Raw genomic sequence first — 22,740 nt, 5'->3', positions numbered from 1 at the left:
GACAACAGCTCCGTGATGAAGCAGGTGATCGAGCGCCTCTACGCCTGCTCCAGCCTGCTCAACGAAGCCGGGCAGTACGCCTACTACGGCCGCGTCGGCGGCTGCCTGATCACCGGCAACGAGGACGGCGTCAAGCACTGCGCCATGAACGTCCTCTACAGCCTGCAGCACCTGGGCTACACCATCCCGCCCCAGGCGGACGCCGGATGGATCGGCGAGGCGGGCCCCGGCCCCTCGTACCTCGACCCCGGTTCGGGCGGCCCGGAGAACGACTTCACCAACCGCAACACCACCTTCATGACCTGGAACCTGCTCCACCTGGCCCGGGCCCTGAAGGACCTCGGCGGCATCCCCGCCTACGGCAACCAGCGCACCGCCTGGGACGCCGGCTGCCGCCGCGACTACGAGAACCCCGAACACCGGTGACGTGATGCCGGGGAAACCGGCGGGCGCACGTGGTGGCTCAGGGCGCCGCCCTGCTGGCCGCTGTGCTGGGGGCGTCGGGTCTCGCCGGCTGGATCTTCGGCATTGACGTCCTCGGGCGTGTGCCCGGTGGCGATGCGGCCATGAACGCGGGGTGACACGGCGGCGAGCCACCAGAAACAGGGAGACACCGATTGCCAGCAGAGCCACGGCGGTGTTCGCAGCATTCCCAGGGTGAGGACTGCCAGGCCGGGACCTGGCTCGTCCATGCGGGCAGACGGGACGCGCTCGCGCACAGGGCTGCCACGCCCCCGGCCAGCAGTGCAGCAGCTGCGTTCGGTGCCATCCGGCCGGGCACCTCCGACGCCGTCCGGGCAGCGTCCTTGAAGAGAAGCTCATCGATACCCAGCGCCGCCCCGGTCGCGTACTCCACGGCGGTGAGTCCACCGATCACCACGGCCAGCGCTCCGGCCGCGCGGACCCCGACGGTCACCCAACTGTACGGGTTCGCGTACGCCGTGCCCGAACTCGAGCGGTTCGGTGCGTACAAGGGGATGGCCCTTTACACCGGAGTGGCTCTGGTGCTGCTGGGCATCGCCGCCTTCCTCGCCCGGCCGGACAGCGGTCCTGCCGGACTGCTGATGAACGCGGGCACCACGGGAGCATTGGGGCGCCGGCTGTTCGCCACCGTCCTGGTGGTTCCGCCGCTGCTGGGCGGGCTCGTCCTGTCCCGGTCATCGCCCTGCCCCCCCCGGTGGGCCCGCCCGAATGCTCAAGACGCCGGTCGGAGTCCCGCTGGGCGTCAACGATCCGTGCGGCGCAGGGGTGCCGTTCCGGCAGGCGACCCAGCCGGTGCCGCCGGGCAGCACGCTGGCCATCTATACCGACGGACTGGTCGAAAGGCCCGGCACCGCCATCGAGGCCCAGATCGACACCCTCGCCCGCACGCTCGACTCGGCGCTGAAAGGAATACGCGCAGATCAGGAAAGCCTCGACCGGACCGCAGACCTGCTGATCAAGACCCTCCTGCCGGCCACGGCCACGCATGACGACGATGTGACGCTGCTCTTGATCGGGCTGCCCATGCCGAAAGGATCGAACCCCGTGCCTGATTGCCGCGATGCAGGTCCCCTGAACTGGTGACCAACGCGATCCGCCATGCGGCCGGGCCGGGCTGCCTGCGCCTTATCCGGGACCGCGGCCTGATCTGCGAAGTCTCCGACGCCAGCAGCACCTCGCCCCGCCTGCGTCACGCGCGGACCACCGACGAGGGAGGACGGGGCCTGCTGACCGTGGCCCACATGGCCCGCCGCTGGGGCACGCGGTACACGAAGACCGGCAAGATCATCTGGACGGAGCAGGTCATTGCGGCTGACGCGATCGGCTAGCCCGGCGGGCGGATCCGCCATCGCCGCGCAACGTGGATCTGATGGCTCTGGCAGGCGGGGCAGCGGGGCGACTGCCTGCCGTCAAGGTGGTAGACGGGAGCGATCCTGTCACGCTCGTCCACGATCATGTCGATGTCGTACGTGCCGTCCCAGCCATGTCTGCAGTCGAGACAGAGAAATGAGCAAGGGATGCAACGGGCGTGCTCCGCGTTCATGGCTGACCTTCTGAAACATGGCACTGTGCTCAGCCGCAGTGGTGTGGGAACGGTGTCCTCCCCGCCGGCCTCGGCGCGGAACCGCACACACTCGTCCAAGAATGCCGCATCCGAGACCGGATGGTCGCTGGTGCTCCAGCCGGCACAAAGCATCCAGGGGCTCGGCCGACAGGTGTCCGTGTTCTCCATTCTTTGCACTGCGCAAAGCTCGGGTCAAGGAGCTACGTAAATTACCCGCATGTGGCGGCGATGCGGCGCAGGCCGAGTGAGGGGCGGACCGGCCGCTGGCCGGTCAGGGGTACCCCTCCGGACCGGCCGTCGGCCGGTGGGCACCCCTGAGCGTCACGGCGCGGCCTGCATGGCCTGTCGTAGGAGTCAGACGTACTGACCCGGCGCGCCATACAGGAGATGGCCGGCCAGTGCCACCATCCGGCTCGAGCGATCGGTCAGAGCACCTGTCGTCGTGCCCTGTCTCAGGGAGAACCGCAGGTGCAGCCCTGCCTCACCGGCCAGGAGAGTGAGCAGGATGCCGGGCAGGGAGCGCTCACGTCCGGGCCATGAGCATTGCCCTGGTCGAGCGTGTTGTCACCTGCCTGTGCGCTTGCGGGTCCGGATTCGGAAGATGACCAGCCCTGCCGTGCTGAACGCGGCGGCCCACCCGAGTCCCAGTGCGAGGTGTCCCCACAGGGTCGTGTGGCCGAATGCCCCGCCGACGGCGAACTGCATGGGGCCGAAGGACGGAAACCATTGCAGGACGGGCTTGTTGGCGAGCGGGTTGCCGCTGGCCGCGGTGGAGACGGCCGCCGTCGTGCTCGGCGCTTTCCGGGAGGCAGCCCACGACGAGCCGGACCTGGTCAGGCTGGGGGAGCGGCGGGAGCGGAGTGTGGCCCGCGAGCTGGAGGGAGAGAAGTTCGTGACCGCGGTCCTCGCTGAGGTCGGATCGGAGTACGAGGCGGTCTTCCTCAACTACGGGCATCCGGCCCCGTTGGTTGTCCGTGAAAGTGGCAGCGCCGCTTTTCCACAGCCGCCGTCCTTCGCCCTGCCGCTGGGTCTGGGCGCGCATGGCAGTGAGGGGCCGCGTCCCTGTCGGGTGGTCTTCGCGCCCGGTGATCAGTTGCTGTTGTACACGGACGGTGTCACTGAAGCCCGGGACCCGGGCGGCTCCTCCTATCCGCTCGGTGACCGGGCGGGCCTGCTGAAGGAACCGGATGCGGATCGTGCCCTGGAGGCGCTGCGTGAGGACTTGGTCCGGCATGCCGCCGGGCCGCGACATGACGATGCCGCGATGCCTTTGCTCCGCTATCACGACCATGCGGGATGAATGTCTGTTCGTATGAAGAGCGAGCGGGCCGCTTCGGCACGGTACAAAGGATGCATGGCGGAGCAGCAGACCCCCAAGGGTGCCTTGGACGACGTAGATGCGGTTACCAGAGCGGTGCTGACCGCGTCGCGCCTGTTGGTGGCGGTCTCCGCCCGATCGTTGGCGGCGGTGGAGGAGCGGGTGACCGTCGCCCAGTTCCGGATGCTGGTGGTGCTGTCCACCAGGGGGACGACCAAGCTGGTCGAGCTCGCCGAGCTGCTCCAGGTGGCACCTTCCACCGCCATGCGCATGGTCGACCGGCTCATCGTCGCCGGGCTTGCCGACCGGCAGGCCAATCCCGTCAACCGTCGCGAGACCCTGCTGCGGCTGACTGAAGAGGGCCGGCGCACCGTCGAGGAAGTCACCGCCCGGCGGCGCGCCGAGATCGCCGCCATCGTCGAACGACTTCGCCCGATGGAACGGCTGGCGCTCGTGGAGGCGCTCAACGCCTTCAACGAGGCGGGAGGCGAGCCTCCCGCACCGGGAGCGGACGATCCGGAGCCGCACCCGCTCGGCTGGATCGTGGACGGAACGCTGGCGCACGACGCCTGACGGGGGCGCGGTCGGCCGTGAACTGCCTTCAGGGCTCCCTATCTCTGCCTCCCTCACGTTTTGCATAATGCAAGCGAACTGGAGGAGCATCGGCGGTCGCCGATGGACAGGGACAAGAATGCGGGGTGCGGCACGCATGCGCCGAAGGCGTCGGTCCTCGTCCTCCGCTGAGTCACACCTCGCACCCCAGCCCATGTCGTACGCGCTTTCCCATCCGTGCCCGCAGTCGAGGCAGACGAACGAGTAGGCGCGCCGGACGTGCTTCGTGTCCACGGTTCACCTCCTTGGAGCGGAATGCCCATCAAGGTGCCCCCTGTGCCCATTTTTGCACAATGCAAAAGAGTTCTCGGGTGTGGATCGCAACACCTGGGGAGGCGAGTTCAGGTGGTCGCGTGTACCGCACGAAGGGCGCTCTGGTGGCTGAGCCATCCCACCGGCTTGCCCCGCTCGGAATCCAGGACGGGTACCCCGGTTCCGGCGGCCGACAGCAGGGCGTGCAGGGCCTGGGCGAGAGGCTGCTCCGTCGTGACGGTCGTCGGTGGCGCGGCGAGTCGTTCAACCGTCCGGGGCGCGGCGTCCGGTTGTTCCGCGAGGGCCTCGGCCACTGCCTGGGCCGTGACGACGCCGACGTACTCGCCGGTGTCGGCGACGACCGGGAGCGCGCCGTGGCCGGACAGGCTCAGGAGGCCGGCGGCGTCGGCGAGGGCTGTCGTCGCGGGCAAGGGGGAGGGCAGTGGCTCCATGACGGCACCGACGTGCTGAGTGCCGATGGCCGCTCCGGGGGCGGGTCCTTCGAGGTCGATGCCGCGGCGGCGCAGCTTCAGGGTGTAGATGGTGTCCCGGGAGAGCAGGCGGCTCGTGGCGGTGGCCAGCACGATGGCCAGCATCATGGGCAGGATGATCGAGTACTCGCCGGTCAGCTCGAAGAGGATGACCACCGCGGTGATCGGTGCCCGGGCGGCTCCGGCGAAGGTGGCACCCATGCCGATCAGGGCGTACGCGCCCACCGCGCCGGCGGTGCCGGGCAGCAGGTGGTGGAGGCCGATGCCGTACGCGGAGCCCAGCATGGCACCGATGAACAGGCTGGGCGCGAAGACGCCGCCCGAGCCGCCGATGCCGATGGTGAGGCTGGTCGCCAGCATCTTGCCGGCCAGCAGCAGGAGCAGGAAACCGACGGCGTAGCCGCCTTCGGTCGCCTTCTCCAGGACCGGGTAGCCGACGCCGTACATCTGCGGGAGCGCCAGCAGCACCAGGCCGAGCAGCCCGCCGCCGACCGCGGGGCGCAGCCACTCCGGACCGCGCCAGAGCCAGTCGCAGGCGTCCTCGATCAGGTAGAGGAAGCGGGTGAAGCCCAGGCCGACGAGGGCGGCGACGATACCGAGCAGGGCGAAGAAGCCGTACTGGGCGAGGTGGTCGACGTGGAAGGCGGGCAGGGACAGGAAAGCCACGTCGCCGAAGGAGGCGCGCCCGATGACGCTGGCGGTGACGCTGGCCAGCACCGTCGCTCCGAACGCCTCCGCCGAGAAGGTGCCGAGGATCAGTTCCATGGCGAAGAAGACGCCGGCCAGGGGAGCGTTGAAGGTGGCCGCGATGCCGCCCGCCGCGCCGCAGGCGACCAGGAGCTTGGTCCGCCCCTCGGCCGCCTTGGTCACCCGCCCGAGGGTCGAGCCGAGCGCGGAGCCGATCTGCACGATCGGGCCCTCGCGGCCGACCGAGCCGCCGGAGCCGATGGTCAGCGCGGAGGCGAGCGTCTTGACGACGGCGACCTTGGGACTGATCTTCCCGCCGCGCTGGGCGACGGCCAGCATGACCTCCGGCACGCCGTGTCCGCGGGCCTCCTTGGCGAACCGGTTGACCAGCGGGCCGTACAGCAGACCGCCGATCACCGGGACGAGCAGCACGAAGTACGGGCCCAGCCAGGGCACGTGCGGATTGCTTGTGCCGGGGGACGCGGAGTAGTCGTTGTGACCGGACAGGAGGCGGGTGAAGGTCTTGATGCACCAGCGGAAGACGACCGAGCCGACGCCCGCACCGGCACCGACCACCGTGGCCAATGCCATGACACCCCACGAGGCGTTCCGTAGCCCCGCGAGCCTTCGCGCGGATTCGGCCCCGTTCGCTGCCGTGATGGGTCCTCGTGTCCTGTCCCTCGTCGCCGGTATGGCAGTCATTTATTTACCCCTTCCTACATTTGCATTATGCAAAACCAGTCAAGAGGGCGCTTTGTCTGTCCACCCATCGGGACCTGGTGGTGGTACTCGGCCACGACTCGTGCGGGGCGGTCGGCGCGGCGTGCGCAGCGCTGGAGGACGGTATGGCGCCGGCCGGCTACATCCGGGACGTCGTCGAGCGTGTCACTCCCAGCGTGCTGGCGGCGCGGGCCGCCGGACGCGTGAGTGCCGACGAGATCCTCGCGGAGCACGTAAAGCACACCGTCGACCTGCTGCTGGACCGCTCCCGCCTCCTGGCCCAGCGGGTGGTCGACGGGCAGGCCGCTGTGGTGGGCCTGTGCTACAGCCTGGCCGACGGGACCGCACGTCTCGTCGCAGCCCGCGGCCTCGACCTGCCCGTCGCCTCGGCTCTGTAAGGAGCAGAGGCAGGGTCCTGCAGATCAGGCAGGAGATCGCCCGCCAGGGCCGCGCATGCGGTGGGCGCCCGGCAGGCGCATGATCAAGAGCCCTGAGGCGTGATGTCCCGCGAAAGTGGGTTCGGGCTGGTTTTAACGGCTTTTTGACGTCTTGCTGTCGGAGCTTTGACGTAGGGTCTCGCCTCGGTGTGCCGGGAAGTCTGGTCGGCGATGCAACTCCGTCATGGGTTCCCCCGATCTGGAAGTCGCCGCCGTGAAAAGCACCCGCCCCAGCACAACCACCCCACACCCGGTCGTCACGGCCCAGCCGACCACCCCGGTCGCGCGGTGGAGGGCGCTGTTGCACGCCCGCCCAGTGCTGTTGCTCGCGTTCGCGTTCGCGGTGATGGCCGACCCGGTGTCGTCCGTCGCCTACGCGATCGAGGCCGCGCTGCGGGCCCTGCACGGCGACCTGGACCTGCTGCTGCCGACCATGGGCTTGGTCGTCGCCCTCATCGCGCTGGTCATCGTCAATTACCACCAGTTGGTGGCCCGCTACCCCCAGGGTGGCGGTGCCGCGGCGGCCGCCGGTGAACCGTTCGGGGAAGCGCACGGTCTGCAGCCTTGTGGTTCAACCAGGCCGGGCTCACGACTGTGATCGATCGATCACAGTCGCTACCACTTGGTGGGCAGCTGAGTTCCGGCCGTCCGCCCAGGCTGTTACTTCCAAGCCGGAAGGCAAGCGTATAGCCGGGTAAGTCAGCATCCGGTCAGCATCAGTCCTCGCACATCCGGGGACGGGTGTTCGAGCAGGTGCTTGGTTGGCGATGGAGAGACAGCCTGGTTCGCACGGAAAGTGCAGGTGAGGAGCCTTCTTGCCCGAGCGAAGTCGATGTTCCTCGGTATCTTCGAGTCCGACGCGTGCCCGTGTACAGTGAAGACCGCCCTTGACCTGCACAAAGCAGGCAGGGAGCCGTCAAACAGGAGTCCAAAGTGCTGCGTACTCTGTTCAAGTCCAAGATCCACCGCGCCACCGTCACCCAGGCCGACCTGCACTACGTGGGATCGGTGACCATCGACGCCGACCTCCTCGACGCCGCCGACCTGCTGCCCGGCGAGCTGGTGCACATCGTCGACATCACCAACGGCGCCCGGCTGGAGACGTACGTCATCGAGGGCGAGCGCGGATCCGGGGTCGTCGGGATCAACGGGGCCGCCGCCCACCTCGTGCACCCCGGGGACCTGGTGATCATCATCAGCTACGCTCAGGTCACCGACGCCGAGGCGCGGGAGCTGAAGCCGCGGGTCGTGCACGTCGACGGCGGCAACCGGATCGTGTCCCTCGGCGCCGACCCCTCCGAGCCGGTCCCCGGCTCGGACCAGCAGCGCAGCCCGCAGGCCGTCGGGGCCTGACCGAGGCCCGCGCCGGACCGGACCAGGAGCGTGGCGTGCCCATGAGCGAGACCGAGATCCGCGACGACCGGGCGGCGGGCCGCCTGGAGGCCGTCGGCGAGGGCGAAGTCGTGGGCCGGGTCGAGTACTTCGTGCTGGAGGCACCGGCACGCGCCCTGGTCCCGGTCCACACGATCGTCGAGCCCGCCCACGAGGGCAAGGGCATCGCCGGTTCCCTCGCCCGCGAGCTGTACGCCCTCGCCGAGCGCGAGGGCGTCCCCGTGGTGCCGCTGTGCCCCTACGTGGCCCGGTGGGCCGAGCGGCACCCTGAGGTCGCCCCGCCCGCCGATCCGGAGCTGAGGGGAGCCGCCGAGGACTGGCTGCGGGCGCACCCCGGCCGGTTCTGAGCGGCTGCTCGCCCTGTCGGGTGAGTGACCGAGGGCCCGTCGGGTAGGCGGGGGAGTAGTCCAGAGGCGACGTCCAGCGACTGCCCGGAGGACACCATGACGCACCCGCACCCCGACCCGGTCCCCCCGGGCCCGACACCGGGACCGGGGCCCACCCCGCCGGACCCCTACCCGAGCCCCGTCCCACCGCCCGAGCCGGGCCCCCAGCCCACCCCGCCCGCACCGGGCCCGGACCCGACCCCGCCCCCGGCCCCACCGGCCCCGGGCCCGCCGGAACCCTCACCGTCCCCGATCCCGCCCGGCCCGGAGCCCGTACCGAACCCCGAACCCGGTCCGCCCCTGACGTGAGAGGCCGGCCGCGGCGCGCCGGTCCTCCAGGGGCGCGGGGCCGTACCGCCGCGGGCGCGACCGGCCACGGCGCACCCGCCCGACGGCGGCCCCCACCGCCCCTGGGGCGCGCGGGCCCCGGAGCGTGCGGCCTACGCGGAAACCTCGGACCGGTCCCCGCCCCACAGCGTGTGGAACGCACCCTCCCGGTCCACCCGCCGATAGGTGTGCGCCCCGAAGAAGTCCCGCTGCCCCTGCGTGAGCGCCGCAGGCAACCGCTGCGCCCGCAGCGCGTCGTAGTACGCCAGCGCCGCCGCGAACCCCGGCGTCGGCACCCCCTGCCGCGTCGCGGCGATCAGCACCTCCCGCCAGTCGTCCTGCGCGTCCGCGATCTCACGCGCGAACGTCTCGTCCGACAGCAGGCTCGGCAGATCGGCGCGGGCGTCGTAGGCGGCGCGGATCCGGTCCAGGAAGGCGGCCCGGATGATGCAGCCGCCCCGCCAGATCGACGAGACCGCACCGAGATCGATGTCCCAGCCGTACTCCTCGCTGCCCGCGGCGATCTCGTGGAAGCCCTGCGTGTACGACACGATCTTGGACGCGTACAGCGCCTGCTCCACCCGGTCGGCGAACGCCGCCGCCTCCGACCCGCTCAGCGCCGCCGGCTTCGGCCCCGCGAGGTCCCGCGAGGCGGCCCGCAGCGCCGCGTGACCGGACAGCGAGCGCGCGAAGACCGCCTCGGCGATGCCGGACACCGGAACACCGAGGTCCAGCGCGATCTGCACCGTCCAGCGGCCGGTGCCCTTCTGCTCGGCCTGGTCGACGACGACGTCCACGAACGGCTTGCCGGTCGCCGCGTCCACGTGGGACAGCACCTCGGCGGTGATCTCGATCAGGTACGAGTCCAGCCGGCCGGTGTTCCAGGTGCGGAAGATGTCCGCGATCTGCGCCGGCGTGTACCCCGCGACGTCGCGCAGCAGCTGGTACGCCTCGCCGATCAGCTGCATGTCGGCGTACTCGATGCCGTTGTGGACCATCTTCACGAAGTGCCCGGCGCCGTCCGGACCCACGTGCGTCACGCACGGCGCGCCGTCCGCCGCCTTGGCCGAGATCTTCTCCAGCATCGGGCCCAGCGACTCGTACGACTCCTTCGAACCGCCCGGCATGATGCTCGGCCCGTGCAGCGCGCCCTCCTCGCCGCCGGAGATGCCGGTGCCGACGAAGTGGATGCGCCGCTCGCGCAGCTCCCGCTCCCGGCGCCGGGTGTCCGCGAAGTGCGCGTTGCCGCCGTCGATGATCATGTCCCCGGGTTCGAGGAGCGGCGCGAACTCCTGGATCACCGCGTCCGTCGGCTCACCCGCCTTCACCATGATCACCAGGCGGCGCGGGCGCTCCAGGGCGGCCACGAACTCCTTCGCGGTCTCGGCCAGGACGAAGTCGCCCTCGTGCCCGAACTCCTTCACGAGCTCCTGCGCCCGCGACACCGTACGGTTGTGCACGGCGACCGTGTAGCCGTTGCGGGCGAAGTTCCGGGCCAGGTTGCGGCCCATGACCGCGAGGCCCGTGACACCGATCTGCGCTGAAGTGCTCATACCGCCTGCTCCCTAGCTGCTTCGTGACTACGGCACCGTCAGTACGGGTCCTCGCCCATCCTGACGTGCCGCTCCGGCGAGCGCACATCCGGCCCGCCACGCTTGTGTACGGGGCGAGGGCGCCTTCGGCCTCAGTCTCCGGCGATCCGGGCCGCACTCGCCGCCGGTCCGGGCCGCGGTCGCCCGGTGATCCGGGTCAAGGGAGGGCCGTTCCCGGCCACTTGGGCGGCGGGGGAGGCCGGTTTTCCGTCTTGTCATGGCCTGTTCGCGGCGCTTACTTTTGCCCCTCCTGACGCATGCCGAGGGGAATTCGGACATGGCCGTACGCGGCCGGCATCGCCGGTACCAGCCGAACAGGATCAACCGCGCCTCACTCACCGTCACGGCGGGCGGCGCCGGCCTCGCGATCCCGCTCGTCGCCGCCGCAACGGCCGACGCGGCCGACGCCTCCACCTGGAACAAGGTCGCCGCCTGCGAGTCCAGCGGCGACTGGAGCATCAACACGGGCAACGGCTACTACGGCGGGCTGCAGTTCACCCAGTCCACCTGGGAGGCGTACGGCGGCGCCCGGTACGCCCCGCGCGCCGACCTCGCGAGCCGGGGCCAGCAGATCGCCGTGGCCGAGCGGGTCCTCGACGGACAGGGGCCGGGCGCCTGGCCGGTGTGCTCGGTGCGGGCCGGGCTCGGCCGGGGCGACGCCGGCCCCGCAGCGCACACGGACAGCGCCGCCACCCGGCCCGCGAAAGCAGCCAGGAAGAGCTCCCTGCGGGACGTACAGCCCCAGACCACCCCGCAGTCGCGGGCCGGCCGGGCCGAGATGTACACGGTGGTGCACGGCGACACGCTCTCCGGCATCGCCGGCGAGCACCATGTCCGCGGCGGCTGGCGCGGGCTCTACACCGGCAACCGCGCGACGATCGGGTCCGATCCCGACCTGATACTGCCCGGCCAGCGGCTCAGCCTGCACGGCACGGCCGCCACCTCCACCGAGTCCCCGAAGAAGGACACCAACTCCCCGAAGCGGAAAGCCCCTTCGGAGCACCGGAGCGCCCCGCACCACACCAGGTCCGGCAGCCGCACGCTCGTCCCCCCGGTCGACGCCCCCATCGGCACCGGCTACCGCGTGGCGGGCTCGCACTGGTCGAAGGGCTACCACACCGGCGTCGACTTCCTCGTGCCCACCGGCACCTCCGTCAAGGCCGCGGAGGCCGGGCAGGTGGTGGCCGCGGGATGGGGCGGCTCGTACGGCTACCAGGTCGTGATCCGGCACGCGGACGGCCACTACACCCAGTACGGGCACCTGTCGGCGATCTCCGTGCGGGCCGGGCAGAACGTCGCCGCGGGCCGGCGCATCGGCCGCTCCGGAGCCACCGGGAACGTCACCGGCCCGCACCTGCACTTCGAGGTGCGCACCGGCCCCGGCTTCGGCACGGACGTCGACCCGCTCGCCTATCTGCGGGCCGGCGGCGTCAGGATCTGACGCGCGGCCGGGGCGGGTCCAGGACGGGCAGCGGCACCTGGACGCCCGCGGGCAGGGCGGTGTACGACGCGGGGAACACACGGCCGGCCGGCGACGCGCCGCCGTCGGCACACTCCGCGCCGCCCGGTCCCGGCACGATCAGGTCCCGCAGGGCCGGCTCGCCGAACGCCCCGCCGGCCTCCGTGAGCCCGGCCCGCTCCGGCCCGCCCGGTGCTGCCACCCGCTGCTGCGGCACGCCGGGGCAGCCCTCCGCCACGGCGGCCGGCGCGGCGGCGTCCGCGAGGGCGTCGGCAAGGGACTCCGCAAGGGCGGGAAGGGGGTCCGCGGGTGCGGCTGTCCCGGAGCGCCCGATCCGCTCGGTCGTCAGCATGATCAGACCGCCCGCTGCGACCACCCCGCAGCTCACGGCGAGCGCGGCACCCGTGGCGCCGTGGCGGAACGTCTCGCCGAGCATCAGGATGCCGACGGCCGCCGCCACCACCGGATTGACCACGGTCAGCGTGGCCAGCGGGGCGGCGAGACCACCGCCCCGGTAGGAGGCCTGGGACAGCAGCACGCCGGCGACGGCGAACAGGCCGATCACCGTCAGGGACGGCAGGGCGGCCAGGCCGGCGCCGCGGGTCCAGTCCACGGCGACGGCCTTGGTGAACACCGACGACATGCCGAACGCGACGCCGGCGGCGGTGGCGAGCAGCACACTGCGCACCGCAGGGTGCCGGTGCGCGGCCAGACCCGCGCACATCAGCGCCACGACGGCGCCGCCGCTGACCAGCGCGACCGCCACCCGCTGGGCCGCGTCGAGGGAGTGGGCGTCGGAGGAACCGACCAGGGACAGCAGGCCGGCGAGGCCCACCGTGGCCATGACCGCGCCGCGCCAGGCGGTCGCCCCGGCCCTGCGGCCGACGCACAGCGCCGCCATGGGCAGCGCGAAGACGATGGTCAGCGCGCCCAGCGGCTGGACGAGGCTGAGCGGGCCGTAGGCCAGTGCCACCACGTGCAGCACCCCGCCGAGTCCGTTGAGCGCCAGCGCTCCCCACCAGCCCGGCCGGCGCAGCGGCAGGTACGCGCCGGCGGGCGAGGACACCGCCACCCGCTCCTGCACGATCGCGCCGGCCGCGTAGGCGAGGGCGGACACGAACGACAGCAGCACGGACAACGCGAGGGCGCTCACGGGCGTCTCCTCTGCGGGGGGCGGGGGCCCTGAGCCCGGCGCGGCGGCCGTTCGTATTCCATGGCCGACACTCTGCCCGCCCGCGCCTCTCCCGTCGTCGTACCTGAGCACGCAATGCGTCCTACTGCCGATGGAGTAGACCCGCCACGCGATCATCCTCGGGACGGGTGTGCGAGCGGCGGACCTCTCGCTCCGGCCCGGGAACCCACCTGGTACTAGTGCTTGTCGTGGACCTCGACCCCGCTCTCGCCGCCCTCCGCCCGCTCGGCGCCTTCTTCGTCCTGCACACGGCCCCGGACCCGGCCGAAGCCACCGGCGGACCCGGCCCCGGCCGGCTGCCGACCCTCGCGGAGACCTACGAACGGGTGACCCGCGAGGTGCACGGCGACGCCCTGACGGCGCGTGTGAACACGGTCGCGGACCGGCTCGCCACGCCCGAGCCGCGCGTAGCCGCCTCCCTCGCCCACCAGGCACTGGCCGCCCGGCTGTGGTCGGCGGCCCTCGGCTGCGCCGTCCTGTACGGCAGGCTGCCCGATCTCGACCCCCGTCTGCTGCGCTGGGACCCCCTGGCCGCCGCCCCCGACGACCTGTACCTGACCGGGCTGCGCGAGCGGCCCGGCGACACCGCCTCCCTCGCCGCCGCCGTACTGCACGGACACCTGGAACCGCTGGGGGAGGCCCTGCGGGCCCGGTACGGCACGGCGCCCGGACTGCTGTGGGGCAACGCGGGCTCCGCGCTCGCCGGGGCGGCCCGGGAACTGGACCGCTGGGCCCGCGCGCACGGCCGTACCGACGCGGCCGCCCGGGCCCGCGCCCTGACGGACGAACTCTTCGCCCACCCCCTGCTGCGCGCCACCGGCACCCGCACCGGCACGGCCTTCCGCCGCCGCAGCTGCTGCCTGTACTACCGGGTGCCCGGCGGCGGGGTCTGCGGCGACTGCTGCTTCCCCCGGCCTCCGCGCTCTTCCCCACGGGCCGCGTCTGGGTGACCATGAAAAGGAACCTGCCGCCGAGTCCAGGGGGTTGTCGGGTGCGAGTGGGACTGCTGACCCGGGAGTACCCCCCGGACGTGTACGGCGGCGCCGGTGTCCATGTGGAGTTCCTGGCCCGGGAGTTGACAGCGCTGGTCGACCTGGAGGTGCACTGCTGGGGCGAGGGCCGCGGGGTGGGGGTCGTACGCCACCGGCCCTGGTCCGCGCTCGACGGCGCCAACGACGCGCTGCGCACCTTCTCCGTGGACCTGTCCGTCGCCGCCGCCCTCCGGGGCCGCGAACTCGTCCACTCCCACACCTGGTACGCGAACCTGGCCGGCCACTTCGCCAAGCTCCTGTACGGCGTCCCGCACGTGGTCACCGCCCACTCGCTGGAGCCGCTGCGCCCCTGGAAGGCGGAGCAACTGGGCGGCGGATACGCGCTGTCGGGCTGGGCCGAACGCACCGCGATCGAGGCCGCCGACGCGGTGGTCGCCGTGTCCGGGGCCATGCGCGAGGACATCCTCGCCTGCTACCCGGCGCTCGACCCGGCCGCCGTGCACGTGGTGCACAACGGCATCGACACCCGCCTGTACCGCCCCGACCACGGCACCGACGCCCTCACCCGGCACGGCATCGACCCCGGCCGCCCGTACGTCCTGTTCGTCGGCCGGATCACCCGCCAGAAGGGGGTGCCCCAGCTGCTGCGGGCGGTACGGGACATCGACCCGGGCGCCCAGGTGGTGCTCTGCGCGGGCGCCCCCGACACCCAGGAGATCGACCGCGAGTTCCGGGAGCTGTTCGAGGAGCTGAGCCGGGTCCGCACGGGCGTGTTCTGGATCCCGCGCATGCTGCCGCGCCCGGAGGTGATCCAACTCCTCACGCGCGCGGCCGTGTTCGTCTGCCCCTCCGTGTACGAACCCCTCGGCATCGTCAACCTGGAGGCGATGGCCTGCGGTACCCCGGTCGTGGCCTCCCGGGTCGGCGGCATCCCGGAGGTCGTGGACGACGGACGGACCGGCGTCCTCGTGGACGCCGGCGACGGCTTCGAGGCGGGCCTGGCCCGGGCGCTGGACACCGTCCTCGCCGACCCGGACACGGCCCGGCGGATGGGCGAGGCCGGACGGCTGCGCGCGGTGGGCGAGTTCGGCTGGGACGCGGTGGCGCGACGTACGGCCGCGCTGTACGAGGAGATCCTCAAGCAGGCTTAGCCCCGTCCGCTCGGGGCAGCCATGGTTCTACCAGGGTGAGGGGAGCGGCCATGCGTCGATGGGGGTATCCCCGGTCGGGTGAAGTCGAGACCGGGGGAGGGCCTTCGGTTCTCGGGATCGTCCTGGCGGGCGGCGAGGGAAAGCGACTGATGCCGCTGACCGCCGACCGCGCCAAACCAGCCGTCACCTTCGGCGGCACCTACCGCCTCGTCGACTTCGTCCTGTCCAACCTCGTCAACGCCGACATCCTGCGCATCTGCGTGCTGACCCAGTACAAGTCGCACTCGCTGGACCGGCACATCACCACCACCTGGCGGATGTCCAGCCTGCTCGGCAACTACGTCACCCCGGTCCCGGCCCAGCAGCGCCTCGGCCCACGCTGGTACCTGGGCAGCGCCGACGCGATCCTGCAGTCGCTGAACCTGATCCACGACGAACAGCCCGAGTACGTGGCGGTGTTCGGTGCCGACCACGTGTACCGGATGGATCCGCGGCAGATGCTGCGGCAGCACATGGAGGCCGGCGCGGGCGTGACGGTGGCCGGTATCCGGGTGCCGCGCGCGAAGTCCTCGTCCTTCGGCGTGATCACGCCCGGTCCGGACGGCCGGACCGTCGAGCGCTTCCTGGAGAAGCCCGCCGACCCTCCGGGCCTGCCGGACGACCCGGACACGGTCTTCGCCTCGATGGGCAACTACCTCTTCACCACCAAGACCCTCGTCGAGGCGCTGCAACAGGACGCCGAGGACGGGCAGTCGGTGCACGACATGGGAGGTTCGATCCTGCCCCGGCTCACCGCCCGCGGTGAGGCCCGGCTGTACGACTTCAGCGAGAACCACGTGCCCGGCGAGACCACCGGCGACCGGGGCTACTGGCGGGACGTGGGCACTCTCGACGCCTACTACGAGGCGCACATGGACCTCATCGCCGAGCGTCCCGCGTTCAACCTGTACAACCGCCAGTGGCCCGTCTACACCCATCTCAACCAGCTGTCCCCGGCCCGTTTCAACGCGGGGGGCATCGCGAGCGAGTCCATCATCAGCGCGGGCTGCCTGATCCGCGGTCAGGTCACCCGGTCGGTCCTGTCCCCGGGCGTACGGGTCGACCCGGGCGCGGTGGTCCAGGGCTCGGTGCTGCACGACAACGTGCGCGTCGGCCGGGGCGCGGTGGTGCGCGGCGCGGTGCTGGACAAGAACGTCGAGGTCCCGCCCGGCGCGACCATCGGCGTCAACCCGGCGCGGGACGCGGAGCTGTACACCGTGTCCAAGGGCGGGGTGATCGCCCTGGGGAAGGGGCAGCGGGTGCCCTGACGGACACCGCGTCACCGGCGCCGCGCCGCGACGCGTTCGTGTGATTCCCGCCGGTTGCCCGGGTTTGAGTCGTTCGCCCTTCAGGATGCAGGCAACGACTCGAACTTCCGGAGGTCATCCGACATGAGAGGGACCCGGCGCACGCGGCTGTGCCTGGCCGGGGTGATGGCAGCGTCCGCGCTGATCGCCACCCCCGACGCACGGGCTGCCGAGCGGACCGACGGCCACCTCACCGACCTGGTCAACCCGTTCATCGGGAGCCAGGACGAGGGCAACACCTTCCCCGGCGCGGCCGTGCCCTTCGGCATGGTGCAGCTCTCCCCGGACACCGGGCACAACACCGGTTACGACTACACCCAGAACCGTATCCGCGGCTTCTCCCTGGTCCATCTCTCGGGCGTCGGCTGCCGCATCGGCGGCGACCTGCCCGTCCTGCCCACGACCGGCGACGTCACGCAGACGGACTACGCCACCTACGCGGCCGGCTTCTCGCACCAGGACGAGACCGCGAGCCCCGGCTACTACCGGGTCGGCCTGTCCTCCGGCATCCGGGCCGAGCTGACCGCGACCGAGCGCACCGGCGTGCAGCGCTACACCTTCCCCGCCACCGGCAAGGCCAACGTCCTGCTGAACGCGGCCCAGTCGCTGCACAAGGCGGTCTCCAGCAACGTCGAGATCCTCGACGACCACACCGTGCGCACCGAGATCACCGGCCACGGGTTCTGCCGGGACACCGGTCCCTACACGGTCTACACGATCACCCGCTTCAGCCGGCCCTTCACCGCCTACGGCACCTGGGACGGCAAGACCGTCACCCCGGGCTCGCGCACCGGGCACGGCGGCGCCTACGTCCGCTTCGACACCACCGAGGACCGTACCGTCGAGGCGACCACCGCCCTGTCCTACGTCGACGCGCGCGGCGCGGCCGGCAACCTGGACGCGGAGAGCGGCCGGTCCTTCGACGCCGTACGCGCGCGGGCCCGCGAGGCGTGGGAGAAGCGGCTCGCAGCCGTCCAGGTGCGCGGCGGCACGGACACGCTGCGCCGGACCTTCTACTCCTCGCTGTACCGGTCCTTCCTCGCGCCGAACATCGGCAGCGACGCGGACGGCCGGTACCTCGGCTGGGACCGCCGAACCCACCGTACCGACGGGTTCACGTACTACCAGAACTGGTCGCTGTGGGACACCTATCGCACCCAGGCGCAGCTCCTCGCGCTGCTCGCGCCGCACGAGGCACGGGACATGGCCCGCTCGGTCGTCGCGGTCGCCGAGGACGGCGGCTGGCTGCCGAAGTGGGGCTACGGACCGGTCGAGACCAACGTCATGAGCGGCGACCCGGTCACCCCGTTCCTGACCACGGCCTACCAGACGGGGCTGCTCAAGGGCTTCGAGGAGCGGGCCTACCGCGCGCTCAAGAAGAACGCGGACGGTGTGCCGCCCGCCGACTATCCGGGCATCGGGCGGGAGGCCAACGCCGAGTACCTCGCGCACGGCTTCGCCCCGTTCATCAAGGACCGGCCGCTGGCCAAGCTGGGCGACTCGGACTTCCACCACGGTGCCTCCGTCACCCTGGAGTACGCGCTCGCCGACGCCATGCTGGCCCAGATGGCCCGCGGGCTCGGCCACGAGGCCGACGCCGACCGGTACGCGGCCCGCGCCCAGAACTACCGGACCATCTTCGACCCGTCGACCGGCTTCTTCCGCGCCCGTGACGCCGCCGGCGCCTTCACCGGCTCGGCCGACCCGGCGCTCGGCACCGGCTTCCACGAGGGCACCGCCTGGCAGTACCAGTGGCTCGTGCCGCAGGACGTGCCCGGCATGGTGCGGCTCATCGGCGGCGAGCGTGCCGCCAACGAGCGCCTGGACACCTTCTTCGCCTACGACCGGCTGCTGGCCGACCCCGCGAAGACCGCCCGCGAGGTGTGGGTGCACGGCAACGCCTACGCGTACTACAACGCCGACAAGTACAACCCGATGAACGAGCCCGACCTCATCGCGCCCTACACCTACCTGGCCACCGGTCAGCCGTGGAAGACCACCGACGTGGTGCACGCCGCCCTGACCCTCTTCACCGACGGGCCCACGGGCATGACGGGCAACGACGACCTGGGCACGATGTCCGCCTGGAACGTGCTGTCGTCCATCGGCCTGTTCCCGATCCAGCCCGGATACGGCACCTGGGGCCTGTCGACCCCGGTCTTCGACCGCGTCGACCTCACCCTGGACCGCCGGTACTGGCCGAGCGGCGGGCTGACCGTCACCGCGCCCGGCACCACCGCCACCGACCGCTACATCCAGACCGTCCGCGCCGACGGAACACCGCACGAGCGGACGTATCTGACGACGGGTGCGCTGCGCTCCCTGCGTTCGCTCGCGTTCACGGTCGGCCCGCGCCCGTCTGAGTGGGGTACGTCACCCGAGGCGGCGCAGCCCGTTCTGAAGTGACCTCACGTATCCCTTGGTCCCGCCCCTGTGGAAGGGGCGGGACTTAATCTGGTGTTAACTGAGCGTAGCCTGATCGTACTTGACCGTAATCGGCTGACAGGGATTGACTGCGAAGGACTGCAGATCCACCCGTCGTCGACGCGTGAGGCAAGCCCTTGACTTCCGACCTGCTCGCTCCCCTCGACCTGGCGTTCTGGAACATCGAGTCCGACCGGCACCCGATGCACCTCGGTGCGCTCGGCGTATTCGGCGCCCATTCGCCCACCGCCGGCGCCCATGCCGCCGACCTGCTCGCCGCCCGCGCCGCCGCCGTCCCCGGGCTGCGCCTGCGCATCCGCGACGTGTGGCAGCCGCTCGCCTTCGGCGGCGCCGCCCGGGAACCCGACCCGGACTTCGACCCGCTGAAGCACGTACGGCTGCACGCCCCGACCGACGACTTCCACGCGGCCGCCGGCCGGCTGATGGAGCGCCCGCTGGAGCGCGGCCGGCCGCCGTGGGAGGCGCACGTCCTGCCCGGCGAGGACGGGGTCTCCTTCGCCGTCCTCTTCAAGTTCCACCACGCCCTCGCCGACGGGCTGCGCGCGCTGAAACTCGCCGCCGGCGTCCTCGACCCGGTGGACATGCCGGAGCGGGCACCCCGCGCCATCGAGCCACCGCGCGGCCTGCTGCCCGACGTCCGCAAGCTTCCGGGGCTCGTCCCCGGGCTGGTCAGGGGCGCGCTGTCCGACGTGGGCCGGGCCCTGGACATCGGTGCCTCGCTCGCCCGGTCGACCCTCGGCATGCGGCCCGTCTCCGCGCTGACCTCGTCCCCGAGCGGCACCCGCCGCACCGCCGGAGTCGTCGTGGACATCGACGACGTGCACCGGGTGCGCAAGGCCGCCGGCGGCACCGTCAACGACGTGCTCATCGCCGTGGTCGCCGGGGCGCTGCGCCGCTGGCTGGACGAGCGCGGCGACGGCAGCAAGGGGGTGGCGCCCCGCGCGCTCATCCCCGTCTCGCGGCGCCGGCCGCGCGCCGCCCACCCACAGGGCAACCGGCTCTCCGGCTATCTGATACGGCTTCCCGTGTACGAGTCCGACCCGCTCGGCAGGCTCGACACCGTGCGCACCGCCATGCTCCGCAACAAGGACGCGGGGTCCGACCGGGGTGCCGGTGCCGTGGCGCTGCTCGCCGACCACGTCCCGGCACTCGGCCACCGGCTCGGTGGACCGCTGGTCGGGCAGGCGGCCCGGCTGTGGTTCGACATCCTCGTCACCAGCGTGCCGCTGCCGGGGGTGGGGCTGCGGCTCGGCGGGCACGAGCTGGCCGAGGTCTATCCGCTGGCCCCGCTCGCCCCGGGCCAGGCGCTGGCGGTGGCCATCTCGACGTACCGCGGACGCGTGCACTACGGGCTCGTGGCCGATGCGAAGGCCGTGCCGGACCTGGACCGGTTCGCCCACGCGGTGTCGGCCGAGGTGGAGACGCTGCTGTCGGTGTGCGAGGTCTGACCGGGCCTTTGGCCGGACGGGGCGTGGCCCGCGGGGCCGCGGGCGGGTGGCCCGGGGGGACGCCTGTCCGGCAGCCGGCGACGGGCCGGGCCGGCCGCCTCCGAGCCTGACCGGGACCGCACGGGCCCGGTGGCGGTTCGTAGTCGATCGGGGCCGGGGCGCGACGGGTTTGGCGGCGGGCCCCCGCGCTCCGTAAAATTCCCCGTTCGAAAGCGGGCGCGAGTCGGAGCGCTGCGCGGGTGATCAGGGAAGCGGCAGCGCGATGACGGTGACAGAGGACGGCTCCATGGCCTCCATGGCCACGGACGAAGTGGTCTACGGGCCGGGTATCGACCCCGAGCGGCTGGCCGTCTGCCTGAGCGTGCTCGCGGAACTGGACGACATCGAGGTCGACCATCCGGACGCGATCAAGGTGCGCCAGGCCACCTCGCACATCTACCGGACGGTCAAGCAGCGCCGCCGCCAGGAGCGCCGCGCCGCCAAGACCGCGCACGACCGCGCGGTCACCGAGGCCACCGCGACCGGCTCCGCCGAGCGCATCGACGACGAGACCGAGGGCATCCTGCCCTCCTCCAAGGTCGAGGAGGGCAGGATCGCGGGCATACTCCAGCGCCCCCGCTCCTGCTACACCTGCAAGCAGCGCTACGTCGAGGTCGACTACTTCTACCACCAGCTCTGCCCGAGGTGCGCCGCCGAGAACCGCGCCAAGCGGGACGCCCGCGCGGACCTCACCGGCAAGCGCGCCCTGCTCACCGGCGGCCGGGCCAAGATCGGTATGTACATCGCGCTGCGGCTGCTGCGCGACGGCGCCCACACGACGATCACCACGCGCTTCCCGAAGGACGCCATCCGCCGGTTCAAGGCGATGGACGACTCCGCGGACTGGCTGCACCGGCTGGAGGTCGTCGGCATCGACCTGCGCGACCCGGCACAGGCCGTGGCCCTCGCCGAGCAGCTCACGGAGGCGGGCCCGCTCGACATCCTGATCAACAACGCGACGCAGACCGTGCGCCGCCTGCCCTCCGCGTACGCCGCCCTGGTCGAGGGCGAGAGCGCGCCGCTGCCGGCCGGTGAGCTCCCCGCCCACCACGTCATCGGCGCCTTCAACTCCGGCGCGGTCGACGGCATCGCCGCGCTGCCCGTCGGCACCAGCGGCCTGGACGCCCAGAAGGTCGCCGACCTCGCCCTCGTCGCGGGCAACGCCAGCATCGCCCGGCACATCGAGGGCACCGCCATCGACGCCGGTGGGCTCGTCCCGGACGTCGTCGACACCAACACCTGGGTGCAGACCATCGACCAGATCTCGCCGGTCGAGCTGCTGGAGACCCAGCTGTGCAACTACACGTCCCCGTTCATCCTGATCAGCGCCCTGCGCCCGGCGATGGCGGACGCCGCGAAGAAGGCCTCCAGCGGCCGTGCGTACGTCGTGAACGTCTCCGCGATGGAGGGCGTCTTCAGCCGCGGCTACAAGGGCGCCGGCCACCCGAACACGAACGCCGCGAAGGCCGCCATGAACATGGTCACCCGGACCAGCGCCCAGGAGATGTTCGACACGGACGGCATCCTCATGACCTCCGTCGACACCGGCTGGATCACCGACGAGCGTCCGCACTACGACAAGCTGCGCCTCGCCGAGGCCGGCTTCCACGCCCCGCTCGACCTGGTCGACGGCGCCGCCCGCGTCTACGACCCGATCGTGCGCGGCGAGGCGGGCGAGGACCTGTACGGCGTCTTCCTGAAGGACTACGCGCCCGGCAAGTGGTGAGCCGGTGAATGCGGTGGCCGGCACGGACGCCCCTGCCCTAGGCTGAGGCGGTCGTGCCGGGTGCCCGGTGCGCAGGTGACGCGTTCTTCATGGTTGTGATCCATCGCAGACCCCAGTGGGACTGCCGGCCCTTCGGGGCCGACGCGCCACCGCCTTGACCTCGGGCACCCGCACGCAGGACCCGGCCGCCTGACGGGGTGTCACCGTGGCGGGCGTCCCGGTGGTCAGTCGACGGCACCGAGCCTGGAGTTCCGGGCCGCCACCAGCTCCAGCACCGTGCGCCAGTCCTCCAGCACGCCCGCGTCGAAGCCCGCGGTGCGGCTCTCCTCGCCGGCCTGGCGCAGCCGCAGCACATCGTCCTCGGCGGCGCCGGCGTCCCCGCGGAGCAGCCGGAACACCCGCTCCCCGAGGAGGGAGCGCACCGCCTCGGCCGCGCCGACGTCCTGGACCAGCCCCGCCACCTGGAGTTCCTTGTCGGCGGGGCGGCTGCGGCGCAGCAGCGCGGCGGTTCTCAGCGCCTGCTGGTGCCCGCCTGTATACAGCAGATCCATCAGCTCCTCGACGCTGCGCAGCTCCATGCGTCAGTCCTTCCGCGAGACAGCCGTTGCCGCTCATCAGCAGATCATGGCGAGCTTGCGGCCTGGCCAACGGCACTTGAACTGCACCGCGTCCCGGCCGGGC

The 22,740-nt window shown here is 72.0% G+C and carries 18 protein-coding genes and 2 pseudogenes; 16 read left to right on the top strand and 4 right to left on the bottom strand.

All coding sequences use genetic code 11. The features are described 5' to 3' along the window. From IE244_RS35250 to IE244_RS35230, 5 genes and pseudogenes are all read left to right on the top strand, one after another. A partial coding sequence (locus tag IE244_RS35250) for a flavodoxin family protein (RefSeq protein ID WP_191877653.1) occupies positions 1-426 on the top strand: 426 nt, incomplete at its 5' end. Between the two features lie 765 nt (positions 427-1,191). After that, positions 1,192-1,566 (top strand): SpoIIE family protein phosphatase, encoded by a 375-nt coding sequence (locus IE244_RS43080; RefSeq protein ID WP_191877652.1) that lies wholly within the window; start codon positions 1,192-1,194, stop codon positions 1,564-1,566. Then, the gene (locus tag IE244_RS43075) at positions 1,563-1,811 is read left to right on the top strand and encodes an ATP-binding protein (protein ID WP_308436307.1); all 249 of its coding nucleotides are present in this window, start codon (positions 1,563-1,565) and stop codon (positions 1,809-1,811) included. The genes IE244_RS43080 and IE244_RS43075 overlap by 4 nt, the downstream gene beginning before the upstream one ends. 987 nt (positions 1,812-2,798) lie before the next feature. After that, positions 2,799-3,347, top strand: a pseudogene (locus tag IE244_RS35235) (PP2C family protein-serine/threonine phosphatase); the annotation flags it as partial. Between the two features lie 54 nt (positions 3,348-3,401). Next, positions 3,402-3,938 (top strand): MarR family winged helix-turn-helix transcriptional regulator, encoded by a 537-nt coding sequence (locus tag IE244_RS35230; protein ID WP_158926399.1) that lies wholly within the window; start codon positions 3,402-3,404, stop codon positions 3,936-3,938. A 380-nt stretch (positions 3,939-4,318) separates the two neighbouring features. Here the strand turns inward: IE244_RS35230 and IE244_RS35225 are convergent, their stop codons facing one another. Beyond that, positions 4,319-5,998, bottom strand: a complete 1,680-nt coding sequence (locus IE244_RS35225; protein WP_191877651.1) for a chloride channel protein — start codon at positions 5,996-5,998, stop codon at positions 4,319-4,321. 185 nt (positions 5,999-6,183) lie between these two features. On the opposite strand from IE244_RS35225, the pseudogene IE244_RS35220 reads away from it, so the two are divergent. The 4 genes and pseudogenes from IE244_RS35220 to IE244_RS35205 form a co-directional block, all read left to right on the top strand. Further along, positions 6,184-6,525: pseudogene (locus IE244_RS35220) on the top strand (carbonic anhydrase); the annotation flags it as partial. 340 nt (positions 6,526-6,865) lie between these two features. After that, positions 6,866-7,162 (top strand): hypothetical protein, encoded by a 297-nt coding sequence (locus IE244_RS35215; RefSeq protein ID WP_229854597.1) that lies wholly within the window; start codon positions 6,866-6,868, stop codon positions 7,160-7,162. A 335-nt stretch (positions 7,163-7,497) separates the two neighbouring features. Then, on the top strand, positions 7,498-7,917 hold the full coding sequence (gene panD / locus IE244_RS35210; protein ID WP_031170185.1) for an aspartate 1-decarboxylase: 420 nt from the start codon (positions 7,498-7,500) through the stop codon (positions 7,915-7,917). Between the two features lie 41 nt (positions 7,918-7,958). Continuing rightward, positions 7,959-8,303, top strand: a complete 345-nt coding sequence (locus tag IE244_RS35205; RefSeq protein WP_191877649.1) for a GNAT family N-acetyltransferase — start codon at positions 7,959-7,961, stop codon at positions 8,301-8,303. Between the two features lie 479 nt (positions 8,304-8,782). Here IE244_RS35205 and gnd read toward each other — a convergent pair whose 3' ends face one another. Further along, entirely contained in the window at positions 8,783-10,222 is a 1,440-nt protein-coding gene (gene gnd, locus IE244_RS35200; protein WP_191877648.1) for an NADP-dependent phosphogluconate dehydrogenase, read from the bottom strand. A 316-nt stretch (positions 10,223-10,538) separates the two neighbouring features. Here gnd and IE244_RS35195 point away from each other — a divergent pair, with 316 nt between their 5' ends. Next, complete coding sequence (locus IE244_RS35195; RefSeq protein ID WP_191877647.1) at positions 10,539-11,702, top strand: transglycosylase family protein; 1,164 nt, start codon at positions 10,539-10,541, stop codon at positions 11,700-11,702. Here IE244_RS35195 and IE244_RS35190 read toward each other — a convergent pair. Continuing rightward, positions 11,692-12,873, bottom strand: a complete 1,182-nt coding sequence (locus tag IE244_RS35190; RefSeq protein WP_191877646.1) for a DMT family transporter — start codon at positions 12,871-12,873, stop codon at positions 11,692-11,694. The genes IE244_RS35195 and IE244_RS35190 overlap by 11 nt on opposite strands. Positions 12,874-13,100: 227 nt before the next feature. Between IE244_RS35190 and IE244_RS35185 the strand changes: the two genes are divergently transcribed. From IE244_RS35185 to IE244_RS35160, 6 genes are all read left to right on the top strand, one after another. Next, complete coding sequence (locus IE244_RS35185; protein ID WP_191877645.1) at positions 13,101-13,862, top strand: (2Fe-2S)-binding protein; 762 nt, start codon at positions 13,101-13,103, stop codon at positions 13,860-13,862. Positions 13,863-13,909: 47 nt separating this feature from the next. Beyond that, positions 13,910-15,055, top strand: a complete 1,146-nt coding sequence (gene glgA, locus IE244_RS35180) for a glycogen synthase (RefSeq protein ID WP_191877659.1) — start codon at positions 13,910-13,912, stop codon at positions 15,053-15,055. Between the two features lie 50 nt (positions 15,056-15,105). Next, positions 15,106-16,362, top strand: a complete 1,257-nt coding sequence (glgC, locus tag IE244_RS35175; RefSeq protein ID WP_191877644.1) for a glucose-1-phosphate adenylyltransferase — start codon at positions 15,106-15,108, stop codon at positions 16,360-16,362. Between the two features lie 123 nt (positions 16,363-16,485). Continuing rightward, the gene (locus IE244_RS35170) at positions 16,486-18,807 is read left to right on the top strand and encodes a GH92 family glycosyl hydrolase (RefSeq protein ID WP_191877643.1); all 2,322 of its coding nucleotides are present in this window, start codon (positions 16,486-16,488) and stop codon (positions 18,805-18,807) included. Between the two features lie 155 nt (positions 18,808-18,962). Continuing rightward, positions 18,963-20,294, top strand: coding sequence for a wax ester/triacylglycerol synthase family O-acyltransferase (locus tag IE244_RS35165; RefSeq protein ID WP_191877642.1), 1,332 nt, complete (start codon positions 18,963-18,965; stop codon positions 20,292-20,294). Positions 20,295-20,556: 262 nt separating this feature from the next. Beyond that, the gene (locus IE244_RS35160; protein WP_191877641.1) at positions 20,557-22,059 is read left to right on the top strand and encodes an SDR family NAD(P)-dependent oxidoreductase; all 1,503 of its coding nucleotides are present in this window, start codon (positions 20,557-20,559) and stop codon (positions 22,057-22,059) included. 224 nt (positions 22,060-22,283) lie between these two features. On the opposite strand, the gene IE244_RS35155 is transcribed toward IE244_RS35160, so the two are convergent. Then, the gene (locus IE244_RS35155; RefSeq protein WP_191877640.1) at positions 22,284-22,637 is read right to left on the bottom strand and encodes a hypothetical protein; all 354 of its coding nucleotides are present in this window, start codon (positions 22,635-22,637) and stop codon (positions 22,284-22,286) included. Between the last annotated feature and the right edge of the window lie 103 nt (positions 22,638-22,740).

Source organism: Streptomyces filipinensis, from assembly GCF_014649495.1.
Classification (GTDB): domain Bacteria; phylum Actinomycetota; class Actinomycetes; order Streptomycetales; family Streptomycetaceae; genus Streptomyces; species Streptomyces filipinensis.
The sequence above is the reverse complement of the archived record's forward strand: the minus strand, read 5'-3'. Positions and strand labels throughout refer to the sequence as shown.

Excerpts from the sequence above, each read along its gene's own strand:
- IE244_RS35195 (WP_191877647.1), top strand. The coding sequence starts at position 10,539 with ATGGCCGTACGCGGCCGGCATCGCCGGTACCAGCCGAACAGGATCAAC.
- IE244_RS35205 (WP_191877649.1), top strand. The coding sequence starts at position 7,959 with ATGAGCGAGACCGAGATCCGCGACGACCGGGCGGCGGGCCGCCTGGAG.
- IE244_RS35155 (WP_191877640.1), bottom strand. The coding sequence starts at position 22,637 with ATGGAGCTGCGCAGCGTCGAGGAGCTGATGGATCTGCTGTATACAGGC.
- IE244_RS43080 (WP_191877652.1), top strand. The coding sequence starts at position 1,192 with ATGCTCAAGACGCCGGTCGGAGTCCCGCTGGGCGTCAACGATCCGTGC.
- IE244_RS35230 (WP_158926399.1), top strand. The coding sequence starts at position 3,402 with ATGGCGGAGCAGCAGACCCCCAAGGGTGCCTTGGACGACGTAGATGCG.
- IE244_RS35160 (WP_191877641.1), top strand. The coding sequence starts at position 20,557 with ATGACGGTGACAGAGGACGGCTCCATGGCCTCCATGGCCACGGACGAA.
- glgC (WP_191877644.1), top strand. The coding sequence starts at position 15,106 with ATGCGTCGATGGGGGTATCCCCGGTCGGGTGAAGTCGAGACCGGGGGA.
- IE244_RS35225 (WP_191877651.1), bottom strand. The coding sequence starts at position 5,998 with ATGGCATTGGCCACGGTGGTCGGTGCCGGTGCGGGCGTCGGCTCGGTC.
- IE244_RS35170 (WP_191877643.1), top strand. The coding sequence starts at position 16,486 with ATGAGAGGGACCCGGCGCACGCGGCTGTGCCTGGCCGGGGTGATGGCA.
- gnd (WP_191877648.1), bottom strand. The coding sequence starts at position 10,222 with ATGAGCACTTCAGCGCAGATCGGTGTCACGGGCCTCGCGGTCATGGGC.